Consider the following 17,621-nt stretch of genomic DNA (forward strand, 5'->3'; position numbering starts at 1 on the left):
TACGGCTAAATCCTTTGATTTTATTTTAATGTTTTAGATAAGTTTGGGGGAAAAATTATTACAAGTTATTTTTTGGTGGTGGAAAAATATGAACCTAAACGTTTATTAAGAGAAAAATGAATCAAGAAAGATAATTTAAACTCAATCAGTTGGAAAAGTAATTGTAAACCGTGTTTTAAATTTTTCGGTGCTTTCAGGGTTAGAGTCTAGCTCTAGTTTGGCGTTAAGTATTTGTGTTACCCATTGCATCACCATGAACAATCCAAGACCTGTGTTACCCTCGCCACGAGCCGTGGTGTAAAACGGCTCAAATATTGAAATTTGCTTTTCTTTATTTATACCAATACCAGTGTCTGAAATTATTATTTTAATTTTTTTATCTACATTTATAGCTTTTATCTCTATTTCTCCTTTTTGGTTTTTTATAAAGGCGTGATTAAATGCGTTCATTACGAGATTTTCAATAACTTGCGATATGATACCAGGTCGGGTTTTTATATTAATATTTCCAATGAATTGAGTCTTTACATTTATTTTTGAATTTTTTAGTCGTGAGTGAAATGCAATTAATAAATCGTTAATTACGTCCTTGAGGTCACAATCAATAAAGTCTTCATTATTTCTATCAATAGCCATCTTCTTAAAGCTTTTTACAATTACTGCAGCCTTATCTAAATTGACCTTAGCTAGCTCTAAATTATCTTTAATGCTATATGTATCATTCTCAAGCTGAGATTTGGTTAAGCCTATTTTTATTGACTCAGATAACCGCTTAATAACTGACTCTGCATTTGACACAGAAATGATAGCTCCACCTATTGGAGTATTCATTTCGTGCGCAACACCGGCAACAAGTAAGCCTAACGAAGAAAGCCTTTGTGCTTCAATAAGATTCTTTTGTAGCAACTGTTGTTGTTTAATGGTTTTTGAAAGTGTCTTATTGACGTGCTTTAGTTCTATTTTCTCAGTCTTTAAAGCATCAAATAAATTGTTTATAGTATTATTAGATCGGTGTTCCCTATATAAGAAAAAAGTTGAAATAATAATAAACCCAAATGCACAGACCGATGCATACAAGAATGCAGATAAGCTTACCCTTGCTATAGCTTGCTCCCCGCTTTTAATATATACATAAATAGTTTCGTTTAATGCTTCTTTATGCTTTTTTGAGTAGAGAACAGGCAGCTTTCCTATTGTGTACATATCGGTGTCTAAATACCTTATCGTATGGTCACTTTGGGATGTTAGAATCTGCCACAATTTTGGATTCATATTTTTAAGATTATAGTGAGGCTTTTTCAATATAATGCCCCATTCTTTTGAAGGATCGTTGTTAAACAACCAATGGCTACTGCTATTAATAATGTTTATTTGATTATCTTTGGATGATATATCTCTTATCTTTTTAAAAAATTCAGTTAGATTAAAGTTTATTACTATTAACCCATCCACAATATAGTCGTTTTCACTCGTTCTGTGGGTTACCCTTATCGTTGGCTCTATCGGGGTCGTAATAGCTCCATACTCCATATTCAAATCTATTTTAGATAGAAAAGAATCTGGTGAATTTATAGCAATACCTTGCCTGAAATAATAACGCGACATTTTATTTTGCAAATTTTCAGGCTTAACAACTTGAGCTTGACCATCTTTAAAGTTAACTCTAAAGCGTTCATTCCCAACTATATCAATCCAACGTATTTGAGATATATTGGGGGACATAAGACCAAAATCTAAAAAGTACTTATTAATCTTTTTCAGAGATTGGGGATCTCTATACTCAAACCTTGATGAAGAGCCTCTTTTTAAATTGTTATTATTAGCTAAAATTTTTGTAAGCTTTTTTATACTACTTAACTCTCTAGCAAACTCAGTATTGACTAATGCTAATTTTTCATCTTGATAGCCCTGCATAACCATGAGCTTCGATTGTAGTATTTGCATGTAGACTAAATAACAAATCAATACCGCAATAAAAATAACAAAAAATACCTTCATCAGTATATTTTTTTTACTTACCAAAGGGGAATTATTTACGTAATTAATATCATGGTTGTTCATACTGCTTTAGCCATAAAATTAATTCATTAATAAATAAAGGCTTTGAAAAAAAATAACCTTGAGCGACATTACAGCCCAACTTCCTAGCCCAATTACACTGTTCCACCGTTTCAATACCTTCTATAATAATCGAAAAATCAAAACGTTTAGCAAGCTTTACAATCATTTCAAGGATATATTGATTATCAGGATTATCCTCAATATCACCAATAAAACAACGATCTATTTTTAGGACATTTGCAGGAATTTTAGTAATATGAGAAATAGATGAATATCCGGTTCCAAAATCATCAATACCGACTTTTATACCTAGAGCCATAAATCTTTCTAATGACTCTCTAATTAGTTCATAGTTACTAATAGCTTGAGTTTCTGTTATTTCAAGCTCTAACATAGATGGGTCTAAATTTATTTCACGTAACTTTTTAGAGATATACTCAAAATACTTTGGGTTGGCTAAATCATATGCAGATGCATTAAAAGCAATTGGTAGATTAACACCTTCGCCTTTCAGTTGTTGTATTATAACTAATATTTTATCAAATATGGCGCTGTCTAATTCACTTATTAAACCTGCCGTCTCAGCTAATTCTATAAATATTTCTGGACTGACGAAACTTCCGTCTTTTAATTGCCACCTTGCAAGTGCTTCAAAACCAATAGGGGTAAAATTTCTTAAGTCCATTTTAGGTTGTAAAGCAACTTGTAAAGAGCCTGAACCAATCGCTTTTCTTAACTTAGCCATCAAACTATATCGCTTTGTAAGCTCCTGAGTTTTTAAATGATTATGTTCTATATATTTTAAAGAAATAGTATTGCTATCACTTAAGCTTGACTCTGCTAGACTAATTATTTTTTCAGGTGAGAAATTCAAAACTGAGCTTAATGCTAATTCTAGTATACGTATATCAGCGTACTGTCTCACCATTTCTACTTCACACATTTGCCTATTAAGCCCAGTAATAATCTCTTGAGGCATATTGCTATCGGTACTAACAATTAAGCCAAAGCTACTCTTATTGATAATGGCTATCCGTGGAGTAGTATGCGCAAAGGCACCCTTAATGTTGTTATAAACTTCTTTTAATAATTTTTGGCAAAAGTCATGACCAAAAGTAAATGCTTTTTCTTCAAATTGTTCAACTTCAAATACTATTAATTTCGTTTGATACTGCTCATGCAAATTCATATTTCTAATTTCGCGGGTTAGCCAATTTCGATTATGTAAGTTTAATGAAATATCTGTATAAGCCAATTCCGTTAGTTTATTAAGTAAAGCCATATTAGCAAAGCCAGTGTTAACATTTTCGCTAAATACTTTGAGTAAGTACTCATTTTGCTCGCAAATGGCATTATCAGATTTTACAATCGTTAAATAGCTTTTTTTATCTAGTTCTGTAGTCTGGAAGTAGAAGACAGTATGATGCTTTGAGAAAACATGACGTTTTTCAGCTGTTGCAAGCTCAAAATCATCATAAATATCAGCACTTAATATTTCCTGTTCAATTAATTTTCCTTCAAAACCGTCAAAGCAACCATTAGCAGTCGATATTAGCGCTTCTTTGTTTATTTCACCACTGGAGCACATAATTCCACCACCATCAGTTATATTTAATATATTACTGATTTCTTCTAAAACAGCTTTAGAAAAGGAGCGGATATCGTGTTTACTATTAATACTTCTAGATGCATCTAGAACTAATTGAAGACCTTTTCGTGCTGATGAAATTTGAGATATGTACTGCCAAGTTCTTAGATTACTTTTAACTATAGACTGTAATTTCCCTACTGAAACATCAGATTTGTTCCAGTATTCGTCGATGTCTAGAGATTTCATTATATGTTGCTCTGGTGCAAAGCCGGGTTGCCCTGTAAGTAAAACAATGCGCATTTCTGAATTACCTATTACTTCTCTTATAGTGCTTATCAGCCGCAGCCCAGAGTCATCTTCTTCCATCACAACATCAATAAATGTTAATGCGATATCAGCATGTAAGCTTAGAACTAGCGCTGCTTGAGGCACAGAGTTTGCAGTATGAATTTCTATTTCATACCCATTATCTATTTTTATTTCTTTTAAGCTATTAGTTAACGCGTTTTGATAGTTAATATCGTCTTCAACAGTTAAAATCTTGATAATTTTTTTATTTAGATTATCTACTTTTTGTTCTTCTTCATTAAATACAAAGAGCTCATTATTGTCAGACATCCCATACCACCATATTTTAATAAGCCTAAAGAGTTAATGATGTGCATAGCACCCTTGAAGTAAATATTAATTTCATCTTTTAACATCATATACATAGATATTAGGATAGAGCTCAAGTTTAGTCTAATTTATAAGTGTATTAACTATGTACCTTTAAACTAAAAGCTCAGATCTATATGATGTAAAACTAATGAACCTAGCTTTGCTAATAAGAAGAGCATTATGGTATTTATGAACATTTTGTATCCAGTTGTTTATCTTTATAAAAGTTAAACAGTACGACACCTTAAAGTTATCATCCGTAGTAACCAGTTAGCTGATATTTGATAATAGACACTGAAATTATAATTTGCATATAGTGCTTAAAGCCACTCAATTTTAAATGGAAGAATAGTGCCTTGATAAGGGTAGGGGTCTAATTCTGAGGTAGTAGAAGATTGTTTTGGGCACTTGGGCACAAGTTTGGGCACAAATATATAAAAATATAATTTCCATAAGAATTATGGGGAAATGGTTTTGGCTATTTTATAAATTATGAGTACAGAATAATAAAAATTCTGAAATTTAATTTAGAATATTAGAATCTAAATACTACAATTAGAAAATCTATTTAATATATTGAAAAATTTGGAGTAATTGGTACGACCGAGTGGATTCGAACCACCGACCTCTACCATGTCAAGGTAGCGCTCTAACCAGCTGAGCTACGGTCGTACAATTTTTTTAGGATTCTTAAATGTTGGTACGACTGAGTGGATTCGAACCACCGACCCCTACCATGTCAAGGTAGTGCTCTAACCAACTGAGCTACAGTCGTATTACTTTATTTAAGTAGGTGTTAATTGCTTAACAACGGCGGCTAATATATAGCGTGGCGGTTGGTGAATCAAGCAAGTTTGTTGTTTTTGAGTTTATTTGCCGTTTTTTTATTCATATTGGGCTTATTTCGCACGTTTTATAAAAACCTTGCCACCAAACCACATGTTTTTTAGCTGAGCTTTTTAGTAAGTTCAGTAAGTTACTTGTCGAGCCCGTTTTGACTAAGTTATTAATTTGTGGACTTGAGATACTTTCGTTGAACCAAAGCTCATTATAAAGCGGTTGTAGTGCCTCTAGATAACCAGTTAATTGCGCTTGATAGGGCTGAATTTGTTTTAGGTAAAACTTTTGGAATACGTTGCTTATAATTTTTGCATTTTTATTATTTTTACCTTGAGGACACAACGTATTAAAGTTTAGTGTTTTTACTAACTGTGTGGCGTTGTTATTTAACACTACCTGCTTGCGGACTGATTGAATGAGTGCTTGGTTAAATTGAAATTTATTAAGCTGCTCGAGTGCACTAAAAATAGAATCGCTATTAATTTTATTAAATTCTTTAGCGTTAATTTGCTGCTTAATAAGTACAAGTTGTTTGAGCGCCTGCAAGGTATCACTGAAGCCAGCGGGTTCGCTACTTAGCTCGTTTGATGTTAACAGCCATGTTTTATTAAGCTCTGGCTCTTTAAATAACATGGCGTTAAAAGAGTGCATTAGGTGTATTTGTTTGTAGTTTTTGGCTGCGAGTATTTTTGTGTAACTAGGACTATTTTTATCAAGGCTGTTTAAGCAAACCTGCGCACTTTTAATAAAGTTTATTTGATATTTTAATTGCCCAGCAGCGCTGGCGGTTTTTCCTAATTGGTTATTGTGCTCACTTATAAGCACGTTTAGCTTACATTGGCTAATGCCTGCAAGCTCAACAATACTCAGTGTTAGGTCGCTTTGTGCTATTGGGGGAGGCTGCAGTAAGGGGAGTTGCTTGAGTGGCGCAGGCTCTGTGGTGCTTGTATCAACTGTGCTACTTAAGCGTTCAATATAAGTAGCGTTTATACTACTTTGTGGTTTGCTGCAGCCAGTAAGCGTTAAAAAACACATTACCAACATTGCAGTTGGTAATGTTTTAAGGCTGAGTTTATTAGTTTTGATTGAGTGCATCAATTTTAAAAAATTCATATTTTAAACGTTTTTTTACCGTTAGCATTAATAAAATAGCAGCGACACTAAGTCCCACTATTATCCCAGCCCAGAAACCGTGTGGCCCCATAGCTGGCACTATTATATCTGTTCTTGCCAATACGTAACCTAAACAAAAGCCGATTAACCAATACGATATAAACGTTATATACGATATAGGCGTGGTGTATTTTAACCCACGAAGTATGCCATTTGCTGCAACTTGCAATGCATCAGGTAATTGGTAAATACACGCTAAAATCATAATTGATGAAGCCAATGCCATAACAGCGGGGCTGTCGGTATACAGTTGGCTAATTAAATCACGACCGGTGAACGTAATAAGCGCTAAAAATAACGCCACAGCAATGGCTAAAATATAGCTGGTAGAAACCGCAACTTTTAATTGAGTCATGTTCTTTTGGCCGTATAAGTTACCTATACGAATGCTGATAGCGATTGATAGGCTCAGCGGCATCATAAACAGCAATGTAGTTACACTGGCTGCTATTTGATGTCCAGATATAGCTACTGCACCTAAATGCGCTATAAATAGCGGTATACACGCAAATAAAGTGACTTCAAAAAAGGTGGCGAGTGAAATTGGTATACCTAACTTAGTAATAATACCAATGGTAGTGAAATTAGGTTTTTCGAATGATGAAAGCAGGCCTTTAGCATCTACTTTTTTACTCATTTGGCAGTAAGTGACTTGTGCTATTGCCATAACAGATAAAACAATGGCTGTTGCAATACCACAGCCCGCGCCGCCATAAGCAGGAAAACCAAATAAGCCATTTATGAAAATATAATTTACCGGAATATTAACAGCTAAACCTAATAGGCTTATGTAAAACGCGGGCTTGGTCATTCCCATGCCTTCGGTAACGTTTCTGTATACCGTAAAAATTAAAAATCCAAATACACCCCATTTCACAAAGTGGATGTAGTCAATAGCAAGGCTTGCAATAGCAGGCGTTGTATCGAGCTTAAAAATAATAGCATCCGCTAAATGGGCAATTCCAAAGCCTGTAAAGCTCAAAATAGCGGTTAAATAAAGCGCTTGTTGAAAATAGTGGCTAATGCCTTTGCGGTCATCACTGCCCGAAAACTGCGCAATAATACCAGTAAGCGCTAATAAAATACCTTGAAGGCCAAGTAATAATGGGTTCCATATTCCTGTTGCAATAGAAAGTGCCGCTAAGTCAGTAGGGCTAACTTGGCCTGCCATAATTGTGTCGACGACCGACATTAAAATAAGTGTAACTTGCGCTAAAAAAACAGGTAAAGCGAGGGAAAGTAAACGCTTGGCTTCCCAATTGCAAAAGGTCATAAAAACAGCTAGTTGATAAAATAGGGCGTAATTGTAATCTATTGGGGTTTAAATAAAAATCACAGTAGTGAATGATTTTATGAGTTGATACGTTAAACTAGCACTTTGTAATAATTTAAAGTGATTTTATGTTTACAGGAATAGTGCAAACGCAAGCTACCGTGGTCTCAAAAACTCAAACAGACGGTGTTTTACGCTTAGTTGTATCGGTAAGCGATGAGTACGTTAAGCATTTAGATTTAGGCGCAAGCATTGCTATTAATGGCTGTTGTTTAACAGTTGTGCAAGTTGAGCTAAGTAATCACGATGTGGTGGCGCAAGTTCATTTTGATGTGATTGACGAAACTCTAAAGCTAACTAATTTAGGGCTGCTTGAGCTAGGTAGTTTAGTTAATTACGAACGCTCTGTTACGTTTGGTACTGAGCTAGGTGGGCATATAGTGTCTGGGCATATTCATTGTACGTCACAAATTTCTCAATTAGTGAAGCTTGAGAATAATTGTAAAATTCAGTTAAGCCTGCCAAAAGAATGGCAAAAGTATGTGTTGTATAAAGGGTTTGTTGCGATAAATGGCGCAAGCTTAACCGTGGGCGAAGTTGATGAACAAGGTTTTTGGTTACACCTAATTCCGGAAACGCTCGCCATTACAAACATTGGTGCAGCGCAAGTGGGTGACAAGTTTAATATTGAAGTTGATCAGCAAACTTACACTATTGTAAATACGGTAGAAAACTACTTACGCCATCAGGCTTAAGTTAAAATATTTGTTCGTCATCACTGTCTACGTGTAGCTCTAATTTATTGTTAGCATGGTCTATATGCATATTTAAATGAATTGGGTTACAGCAGGCAGTGCAATCTTCTATATAGTCTTGATCGCCGCTGCTAGCGTCTAGGTCTAAATGAATATGGTGTCCGCAGTGTGGGCACGTTATTCGTTGTGATAAAAAATCTTTCATAATCACTCCAGTTATAAATAATTAAGTTAGGCTCAACTTAATCGCTTACAGATGAACGTCTACTTACTCATTAAATATAGTGCTGAAATGCAGCTTATGACACTTATTTTATACCTTCAAATACCAGCTTTTCTATATGTTGTTTAGCTTCAGTAAGATAGTGACCGGCAAAGATGTTAGCGTGATTTAAAATAGGGTATAGCTGGTATATTAACTTACGTTTTTCGTAATTTTGAGAAAGCGGGTAGTGCGCGTTATAGGCGCTATAAAAGTCTTTTGGCAGTGGCGCAAATAGTTCGCTCATTGCAATATCGATTTCCCGATCACCATAATAACAAGCTGGGTTAAATACCGTAGGCTCTGCTTTTAAAAAGCCCATATTTCCACGCCAAAAATCGCCATGCAGTAATGATGGCTCAACTTGATGACTGTGCAGCTGTTCTTTAACGGCATTAATTAAGCGCTCGGGTTCAATAAAGTTAATGCCTTTTTCAGCGAGTAGCTGTAATTGCCACCCTATACGTTCTTCGGCGTAAAATACATCCCATTTTTTGTGCCATCGGTTGGGTTGTATGGTAGTGGCTATGTAATTGTCTACATCAAAGCCAAACATGGCTTGGTCGTGTTTTTGATGCATTTTAGCGAGGCTGCTTCCCATAGTTGCCCACGTGTTGTGGGGTTGTTTATCTAAAATAAGCCACTGTAAAACAATAAATGAAAACTCTATATTTGCACCGGTTGTAATACATTCAGGGACTTTAAAATTACTATTTTGCGCCAAAAGCTTTAAGCCAATAAATTCACTTTCTAAACGCTCGAGTTCGCTTTTTAATGCTATTTTAACGAAGAAGTTATGCGTACCATTGGTAATATGAAATAGTTTGTCGGTATTTGTACTTTGTAATTGGCGTTTATAGGTGTGTTTAAAGTCAAAATTAATAGCTTGGCTGATGTGCTCATTTACTGTTTTCCACATAATAATTGTTCACCTTTTAAACAGATACTTAAACTATGGCAAAAAGAGATTAATTTAACAATCTAATCGTTGTAAAATTGGCGGCTAGGTTTAAATAAATAATTACAACGACTGTAATGGAGTAAAAATGAACAAAAGTTTAATAACCAATTTGCTAGCGGGTTTATGTGTTGTTGTTGGTTTTATGTTTAACCAAGCAATTGTGTTATCTGTTGGTTTATTTGCACTTTCTGGCGCGGTAACTAATTTATTAGCTATTCATATGTTATTCGAAAAAGTCCCGTTTTTATATGGCTCAGGCGTTATAGCGCTTAAGTTTGAAAGCTTTAAAGTCGCTATACGAAACCTAATATTAACGGAGTTTTTTTCAGAGCAAAAAATTAATAATTTACTCAATAAAGCGCAGCCTAATATCGATTTTGAGCCAATAATTAGTAATGTTGATTTAAACCCTGCATTCGACAATTTACTTGTCGTTATTGAAGAATCTCAGTTTGGTAGCATGTTAGGTATGTTTGGCGGCACAGCGGCAATAGAGCCAATGCGTGAAAAGTTTATTGAAAAAATGCAATTGTCGCTTGGTGAAATCTCTCAAACTGACGACTTTAAAACATTAGTAACCCAAACACTTTCACAAGGTAATAGTGCTGAGAGTTTACATAAAACGGTACTTAAATTAGTAGATGAGCGCCTAGATGAGCTTACCCCTAAAATGGTTAAAGAGATTATTCAAACCATGATCCGCGAGCACCTAGGCTGGCTTGTAGTATGGGGTGGTGTGTTTGGTGGTTTGTTTGGTTTAATTGCAGCGCTTATTTAAGCGCTGTTTTGTGTTAAGTGATATCTGTAAAATAATTAAATTAAATGCTTTTTTGCGGCTGACATATTTTTTCAGGCTGTTATTATCGCCCCCATAATTTAGTCGTGTTTTTTAGGAGCAACGGTGAGCAAAACGTTAGCCAGTTATTATCAGCAAGCATACGCGTGCGATCAGCAGCACTTTAATCAGTGTTTTTATTGTGGCTGTGAAGCGACAGAGCGCGACCATTGTCCGCCGCTGCATATGCTACAAAGCATTGTTGATTTAGGTGAAGAGGCTGACTTTATATCTATTGCGGCTTGTTATGAGTGCCATGCACTTTTACATAACGAAAGGCTGATGACGATTGATGAGCGCTTTAGTAAAATGAAAAAAAAGCTTGCCACTAAATATGCAAAACCACTGCGTGTTTATAACATGTGGGAAGAAAACGAACTTGGCGATATGAGCGATGAGTTTGCGCATAGTATTGCTGCGGGTATGAAATTAGGAAAAGAAGCCGCTGAGCGTTTAGCGTTTACGGGTTTTAGTTATGCCACAGAAGATGCCAAAGTCGCGGTGCGTGAAAAAACGAAAGAGTTTGATGTAGAGGGCATGATATTTACCGACTTTAAAGAGGCGCTAAATTATTGCATTAACGATTTAAACGTACAAAAAAGTGACTTTTATAAAATCTTGGTTGAAGACTACCAAGGTGATTTTAATAAAGCATTGAGCCAGTATCGCCACCGACATGACAAAGTAACTGCAGCTAAAGACGGTAATACACTTATTAAAGATTTTTCTAAGCTACATAAGCAAAACTCTGATTTTGTAACGCGTACGGTTAAGCACTTTATTAGCAAAGATCCATCGCTTACAACCGAAGGTGCGCTTGAAAAGTTGTATAACAATTATATAAAGAAATAATCACAGAAATTCATCTTAATTAACTGCGTTTTCACCTGTTTTTTTGGCTTTATTCCTTAGCTTTCGCTAAAGTAGCAAAAAAACAGGAGATCCAAACAACATGCAAAAATTTGCACCTTCTTTATTAGCGGTTGGCTTAGCTGCCGCACTTGTGGGTTGCCAAGAAAATGGCCCGCAAGACGATAAAATAACAATCAACAAAAATCCTTATCCAAGTACTTATCAGCCCGTTTCTACATCAAGCACACTTATTACAAATGCAACAGTACTTACAGGTACTGGTGAGCGTTTAGATGATGCTGATGTATTACTTGTTGGCGGCAAAGTACAACAAGTCGGTAAAGACTTAACTGCGACTGCTGATATTACAATTGATGCACAAGGCAAATGGGTAACACCAGGTATTATCGACGTACATTCACATTTAGGCGCTTACCCAAGCCCATCGGTTGAGTCGCATCAAGATGGTAACGAAATGACAAGCCCTAACACTGCAGAAGTGTGGGTTGAGCATTCTGTTTGGCCACAAGATCCAGGCTTTAATCGTGCACGTGAAGGCGGTATTACTTCTCTACAAATTTTACCAGGATCAGCTAATTTATTTGGTGGACGCGGTGTTACGCTTAAAAATGTCCCTGCACATACTATGCAAGGTATGAAGTTTCCTGATGCGCCATACGGTTTAAAAATGGCGTGTGGTGAAAACCCTAAACGTGTTTATGGTCGTCAAGGTGTATTGCCTTCAACCCGTATGGGTAATATGGCTGGTTACCGTATGGCGTGGGCTGAAGCCGCTGAATACAAACGCGCGTGGGATAAATACGATGCAGATTATGAAGCCGGTTTAAACCCAGAAGCACCAGTACGTGACATTAAACACGATACACTTCGCGGTGTGCTTGAGGGCGAAGTACGTATCCATAATCATTGTTATAAAGCTGAAGAAATGGCAATGATGATTGACCTGTCAAAAGAATTTAATTACGACGCGGGCACATTCCATCACGGTGTAGAAGCATATAAAATTGCTGACCTACTAGCCCAAAATGGTTCGTGTGCTGCACTTTGGCCAGACTGGTGGGGTTTTAAAATGGAAGCCTACGACATGGTTCAAGAAAACGTAGCTATTGTTGATGCGGTTAAAAACTCGTGTGCGGTTGTTCACTCAGATTCAGATACTACTATTCAGCGCTTAAACCAAGAAGCTGGCAAGGTTATGTACCGTGCTAACGAAAACGGTTTTGATATTTCTGAGCAACACGCTATTAAATGGATAACGGCTAACGCTGCTAAATCGTTAGGTATTGATGACAAAACAGGTTCACTAGAAGCGGGTAAGCAGGGCGATGTGGTTATTTGGAATCAAAGCCCATTTAGTGTTTATGCTAAAGCTGAACAAGTGTTTGTTGATGGTGCAAAAGTTTACGATAGAAACGACAGCGCATATCAAGCAACAAGTGATTTTATGTTAGGTCAACAATAAGGAGCACCCAGAATGAAAAATTTATCACGTTCGTTTTCGCTTTCTCTGGTTGCTGCAGGATTATTAGCATCTGGTGCTGTAAGCGCACAATCGCTAGCAATTATTAATGCAACATTGCACACGTCTTCTGATCAAGGTGTATTAGAAGCGGCAAGCATTGTAATGACAGATGGCAAAATTACAGCGATTAACCCAACTGAAATTAAAGTAGATGAAATTATTGATGCAAAGGGCCAAATTGTAACCCCAGGCTTTATTGCAAGTATTAATCAACTTGGTTTAGTTGAAGTAAGTGCAGTTGCAGGCTCTCGCGATGCAGGCGAAGAAAAAGCAGGTATTGATTTTGACGTAAGCCTTGCTTACAACGCACATTCAAGCTTAGTTCCTTATGCTCGTAAAGGCGGTGTAACACGCGATGTAATTACCCCTCATGGTGGTGATAGCATCTTTTCGGGCCTAGCGAGTGTTGTTGATTTAAGTGGTAGTTTTGATAGCGACATGCAAAAACAAGCAGCTCTAATTGTTTACTTAGGTGAGCGTAGTAAAGGTTCTCGTGCTTTTACTTTGCAAACACTTATTAATAAGCTTGATGAGCACAAAACTAAAGCCGGTAAAAAAGCTAAAAAAGATGACGACAAGCCAAGTACTGAAGATAAAGTAATGGCAAAAGTACTCAGTGGCGAAATGCCATTAGTGGTTGGCGTATCTCGTGCGGCAGATATTATTGAGCTTATTAAAGTAAAAGAGCAATTTGGTATTAACTTGGTACTTAATGGCGCACAAGACGCTGTTGTAGTAAAAGAGCGAGTTGCTAAAGCAAATATCCCAGTGATCGTTAGTGCAATGGATAGCTTACCAGCAAGTTTTGATTCGCTTCATGCGAGTTTAGATAATGCAGGTGTGCTTGAAAAAGCAGGGGTTAAAGTATTATTAACGGTAGGTGGCGATGCAAGCCACAATATTTATCAGCTGCGTTTTGATGCTGGTAATGCTGTATCGTATGGTATGAGCCAAGAAGGTGCGTTAAAAGCGGTTACATCAAACGTTGCAGATGTATTTGGTATCAATGCCGGTAGTCTTGAAGTAGGTAAAGCCGCTGATGTAGTAATGTGGAGTAATGACCCGTTTGAACTAAGCAGCCACGTGAGCAAAATGTTTATAAATGGCGTTGAGGTATCTACACAATCTCGCCAAGATAAACTGCGTGACCGTTATACAACTGATTCAAAAATGCCACGCGCCTATACAAAATAGTATTGCCTACTATTTTTATTTAGGTAAAAGAAAAGGCTGCAACTGCAGCCTTTTTTTATGGTTACAAAAAAGCCGCTTACTTTTACAAGTAAGCGGCTTTTAAATTTAAACCAATATTTATACTAATTTAGCAAGAATATCGTTAAATGTAGTGCTTGGACGCATCGCTTTAAAGGCTGCATCATCGTTAGGCTGGAAGTAACCGCCTAAATCAACTGCAGGACCTTGCGCATCGTTAAGTTCACTTACGATTTGCTCTTTATTAGACTCAAGGTCGCTAGCAATTTGAGTAAACTGTGCTTTAAGTTCACTGTCATCATTTTGCTTAGCAAGTTCTTGTGCCCAGAATAAAGATAGGAAGAAATGAGAACCACGGTTATCAATTTCTTTTACTTTACGTGAAGGAGACTTGTTTTCTGCTAAGAAAGTGCCTGTCGCTTTATCTAGCGTATCAGCAAGTACTTGTGCTTTGTTGTTACCCGTAGTTACGCTTAGGTGCTCAAGCGATGCAGCAAGTGCTAAAAATTCACCTAAAGAATCCCAACGTAAGTGGTTTTCTTTTTCGAATTGTTGAACATGCTTAGGTGCAGAACCACCCGCGCCAGTTTCAAATAAGCCGCCACCGTTCATAAGAGGAACAATTGAAAGCATTTTAGCACTCGTACCTAGCTCTAAAATTGGGAATAAATCTGTAAGGTAATCACGTAATACGTTACCTGTTACAGAAATAGTATCTTTACCTTCTTTAATACGCGCTAATGAGAACAATGTTGCTTCAAGCGGTGCTAAAATTTGAATATCTAGGCCAGCTGTATCGTGATCTGGTAGGTATTTGTTTACTTTTTTGATTAGCTCAGCATCGTGCGAACGATTTTCATCTAACCAGAAAATAGCAGGAACGCCTGTTGCGCGTGCACGATTTACTGCAAGCTTAACCCAATCTTGGATTGGTGCGTCTTTAACCTGACACATGCGCCAAATATCGCCTTGCTCAACACTGTGCTCAAGTAATGTATTGCCATTTGCATCAACAACACGGATAGAACCATCTGCTTTAGCTTCAAACGTTTTATCGTGTGAACCGTATTCTTCAGCTTTTTGAGCCATAAGGCCAACGTTTGGAACGCTACCCATAGTTGTTGGATCAAACGCGCCATTTACTTTACAAAAATCAATAGTTGCTTGGTAAATACCTGAGTAACAACGATCTGGAATTACAAAGCTTGTGTCTTGTAATTTACCATCGTTATTCCACATTTGACCGCTTGAACGGATTGCAGCAGGCATAGACGCATCGATAATCACGTCACTTGGTACGTGTAGGTTTGTAATACCTTTATCAGAGTCAACCATAGCAATAGCAGGGCGGTTAGCGTAAACAGCTTGAATGTCTGCTTCAATTTCTTCGCGCTTAGCATCATCTAATGTTTGAATTTTAGAATATACATCGCCTAAACCATTATTTACATCAACACCTAGCTCTTCAAAAAGCTCACCGTGTTTAGCAAATACATCTTTGTAGAATACTTTTACAGCGTGACCAAAGATAATTGGATCAGATACTTTCATCATTGTCGCTTTCATGTGAAGCGAGAATAAAACACCTTTTTCTTTAGCAGCGTCAATTTCAGCAGCTAAGAAAGCTTGAAGCTTAGAAGCGCTGATGCTTGATGCATCAATAACTTCGCCAGCTAAAAGAGGCGTGCTTTGTTTAAGTACAGAAACGTCGCCGTTAGTTGCAACATGTTCAATACGTACATCAGTGGCCGTATCAACAGTTACAGACTTTTCTGAACCGAAAAAATCGCCTTCGCTCATGCTTGCAACATAAGACTCTGAATCTTTGCTCCACGCACCCATTGAATGTGGGTTGTTACGTGCATATTCTTTTACAGAACCTGGTGCGCGACGATCTGAGTTACCTTCACGTAGTACTGGGTTTACTGCACTGCCTTTGATTTTGTCGTAAGCCGCTTGAATTGCTTTTTCTTCATCATTTTTAGGTTCAACAGGGTATTCTGGAAGAGCGTAACCTTTTGCTTGAAGCTCTTTAATTACAGCGCGAAGCTGTGGTACAGATGCACTGATGTTTGGTAATTTGATGATGTTTGCTTCTGGTGTTTTAGCAAGCTCGCCAAGTTCAGCAAGTGCATCACCAATGCGTTGTTCTTGTGTTAAATAATCAGGGAAGCTAGCAATTACACGACCTGCTAATGAGATATCGCGAGTTTCAACTTCAACACCGGCCGCATTTGTATATGCTTGGATGATCGGTAGCAACGAGTAAGTTGCTAGTGCCGGAGCTTCGTCCGTTTTTGTATAGATAATTTTTGATGTCATCATCATTCCTAGATAGTAGACCGATAAGGTCTTATTCAACAATGCAAAGAAAATCATTACTAATGAGTGAGTACATATTATTAAACAAGTTAATAAATACATACGCTCGTAATGAATAGTTTGTTAGGTGTTGGTACTCAGCGTTGCTCTTTTATAAAAGCAGAATAGTCACACCTGACGAACTGGAATTGTATTTATAGCTAAAAAATTAACAAAAATAAATCAGCCTTTAGCCTAGTACATATAAAAGAGGCGACAAGTTGGATTAGTTGCTGCGTTAATACGCAATTTTTAGCACCAAGAGTGTAACAAGCTTAAATAAAAAGGGCTAGAGTTTGAGTATGCCCAATAAGCAGTTAAACAATCAACTCTTAGAACATTGGGGTATATAAAATAAATTCAAGGAAAAGGGTTGAATTTGGATGAAAAGAGGCAATAAATAGAGGAGAAGAGATAAGTTAGTGTGCTTAAGGAATTAAGCGAGGATCTTAAAAGGTCACTCGCTTTAGTCGAACAAAACAATAGTCACTCAATAATGTCACCATCTGGGGCAATATTTTTAGCGTGTAGACCTTTAGGTCCTTGTTCTAATTCGAATGTTACATCTTGACCAGCTTTAAGCGTTTTATAACCGTCCATTACAATTGTTGAGTAATGAGCGAAAATATCATTCTCGCAGCCGTCTTCCACGATGAAACCAAAACCTTTAGCGTTGTTGAACCATTTAACTTTACCGCAAGCCATACTTCTACATCCTTCAATAAGTTGACTAATTTAGTTATTCTAAATTGTATTATTTGCTAGACTGACTAAGGTTTAATCAATCTACGTTTGACTGTAGTTTATTTAGCCAACCAGTCAAGTGTTTTGAGTTATTTTTTTAACATTTTATTTATTTTTTATTCAAGTTTGCTTGAGTTACAAAGACAAGACTATATTTAATTATGAGTGGTATGAAAGATTCAGGTGTTATCGACACAGTTCGCGACAGTGAAAAGCAAAAGCTACAGCCGCCGCGAAAATATAAAGTTGTTTTAAATAACGACGACTACACGCCGATGGACTTTGTAATAGAAGTTTTAACGACGTTTTTTAATATGGATAGCGATAGAGCAACCGACGTGATGCTTCAGGTTCATGAAAAAGGTAAGGGTATATGCGGTGTTTATAGCGCCGATGTAGCCCACACCAAAGCTGAACAAGTTAACCGCTACGCGCGTGATAACGAGCATCCACTGCTTTGTAGTTGTGAGCAGGAATAATACCAATTTAATACAATTG

At 36.9% G+C, this 17,621-nt stretch carries 14 protein-coding genes and 2 tRNA genes; 6 read left to right on the plus strand and 10 right to left on the minus strand.

Annotation, left to right across the window (positions count from 1 at the left end):
* Nucleotides 1–141 precede the first annotated feature (141 nt).
* From BW142_RS08140 to BW142_RS08165, 6 genes are all read right to left on the minus strand, one after another.
* Nucleotides 142–2,061, minus strand: coding sequence for a HAMP domain-containing sensor histidine kinase (locus tag BW142_RS08140; RefSeq protein ID WP_076924534.1), 1,920 nt, complete (start codon nt 2,059–2,061; stop codon nt 142–144).
* Complete coding sequence (locus tag BW142_RS08145; RefSeq protein ID WP_076924535.1) at nt 2,048–4,270, minus strand: EAL domain-containing protein; 2,223 nt, start codon at nt 4,268–4,270, stop codon at nt 2,048–2,050. The genes BW142_RS08140 and BW142_RS08145 overlap by 14 nt, the downstream gene beginning before the upstream one ends.
* A gap of 637 nt (nt 4,271–4,907) precedes the next feature.
* Nucleotides 4,908–4,984: transfer RNA gene (locus BW142_RS08150), tRNA-Val, on the minus strand.
* A gap of 26 nt (nt 4,985–5,010) precedes the next feature.
* Nucleotides 5,011–5,087: transfer RNA gene (locus BW142_RS08155), tRNA-Val, on the minus strand.
* Nucleotides 5,088–5,200: 113 nt separating this feature from the next.
* Nucleotides 5,201–6,265, minus strand: a complete 1,065-nt coding sequence (locus tag BW142_RS08160) for a DUF3080 family protein (RefSeq protein WP_076924536.1) — start codon at nt 6,263–6,265, stop codon at nt 5,201–5,203.
* Nucleotides 6,228–7,598, minus strand: a complete 1,371-nt coding sequence (locus BW142_RS08165; RefSeq protein ID WP_076924537.1) for an MATE family efflux transporter — start codon at nt 7,596–7,598, stop codon at nt 6,228–6,230. The genes BW142_RS08160 and BW142_RS08165 overlap by 38 nt, the downstream gene beginning before the upstream one ends.
* A 128-nt stretch (nt 7,599–7,726) precedes the next feature.
* Here BW142_RS08165 and BW142_RS08170 point away from each other — a divergent pair, with 128 nt between their 5' ends.
* Nucleotides 7,727–8,353, plus strand: a complete 627-nt coding sequence (locus BW142_RS08170) for a riboflavin synthase subunit alpha (protein ID WP_076924538.1) — start codon at nt 7,727–7,729, stop codon at nt 8,351–8,353.
* A 1-nt stretch (nt 8,354) separates the two neighbouring features.
* Here BW142_RS08170 and BW142_RS08175 read toward each other — a convergent pair whose 3' ends face one another.
* Together BW142_RS08175 and BW142_RS08180 are read right to left on the minus strand one after the other, a co-directional pair.
* Complete coding sequence (locus BW142_RS08175; RefSeq protein WP_002962509.1) at nt 8,355–8,558, minus strand: CPXCG motif-containing cysteine-rich protein; 204 nt, start codon at nt 8,556–8,558, stop codon at nt 8,355–8,357.
* A 103-nt stretch (nt 8,559–8,661) separates the two neighbouring features.
* Nucleotides 8,662–9,534 carry a fructosamine kinase family protein gene (locus BW142_RS08180; RefSeq protein WP_024599031.1) on the minus strand — a complete coding sequence of 291 codons (873 nt, stop codon included), beginning with the start codon at nt 9,532–9,534 and terminating at the stop codon, nt 8,662–8,664.
* A 127-nt stretch (nt 9,535–9,661) separates the two neighbouring features.
* On the opposite strand from BW142_RS08180, the gene BW142_RS08185 reads away from it, so the two are divergent.
* From BW142_RS08185 to BW142_RS08200, 4 genes are all read left to right on the plus strand, one after another.
* Complete coding sequence (locus BW142_RS08185; protein WP_076924539.1) at nt 9,662–10,354, plus strand: lipase chaperone; 693 nt, start codon at nt 9,662–9,664, stop codon at nt 10,352–10,354.
* A gap of 123 nt (nt 10,355–10,477) precedes the next feature.
* Entirely contained in the window at nt 10,478–11,263 is a 786-nt protein-coding gene (locus tag BW142_RS08190) for a hypothetical protein (protein WP_024599033.1), read from the plus strand.
* Nucleotides 11,264–11,363: 100 nt separating this feature from the next.
* On the plus strand, nt 11,364–12,746 hold the full coding sequence (locus BW142_RS08195) for an amidohydrolase (protein WP_076924540.1): 1,383 nt from the start codon (nt 11,364–11,366) through the stop codon (nt 12,744–12,746).
* 12 nt (nt 12,747–12,758) lie between these two features.
* Nucleotides 12,759–14,000 (plus strand): amidohydrolase family protein, encoded by a 1,242-nt coding sequence (locus tag BW142_RS08200; protein WP_076924541.1) that lies wholly within the window; start codon nt 12,759–12,761, stop codon nt 13,998–14,000.
* 117 nt (nt 14,001–14,117) lie between these two features.
* On the opposite strand, the gene BW142_RS08205 is transcribed toward BW142_RS08200, so the two are convergent.
* Both BW142_RS08205 and cspD read right to left on the minus strand, forming a co-directional pair.
* On the minus strand, nt 14,118–16,340 hold the full coding sequence (locus tag BW142_RS08205; protein WP_076924542.1) for an NADP-dependent isocitrate dehydrogenase: 2,223 nt from the start codon (nt 16,338–16,340) through the stop codon (nt 14,118–14,120).
* Between the two features lie 525 nt (nt 16,341–16,865).
* Nucleotides 16,866–17,084: a cold shock domain-containing protein CspD gene (cspD, locus tag BW142_RS08210; RefSeq protein WP_002962500.1), complete on the minus strand. Its 219-nt coding sequence runs from the start codon at nt 17,082–17,084 to the stop codon at nt 16,866–16,868.
* A 209-nt stretch (nt 17,085–17,293) separates the two neighbouring features.
* Between cspD and clpS the strand changes: the two genes are divergently transcribed.
* The gene (gene clpS / locus BW142_RS08215) at nt 17,294–17,602 is read left to right on the plus strand and encodes an ATP-dependent Clp protease adapter ClpS (protein ID WP_007585109.1); all 309 of its coding nucleotides are present in this window, start codon (nt 17,294–17,296) and stop codon (nt 17,600–17,602) included.
* The last annotated feature ends 19 nt before the right edge of the window (nt 17,603–17,621 follow it).

Source organism: Pseudoalteromonas sp. EB27 (assembly GCF_001974875.1).
GTDB lineage: Bacteria > Pseudomonadota > Gammaproteobacteria > Enterobacterales > Alteromonadaceae > Pseudoalteromonas.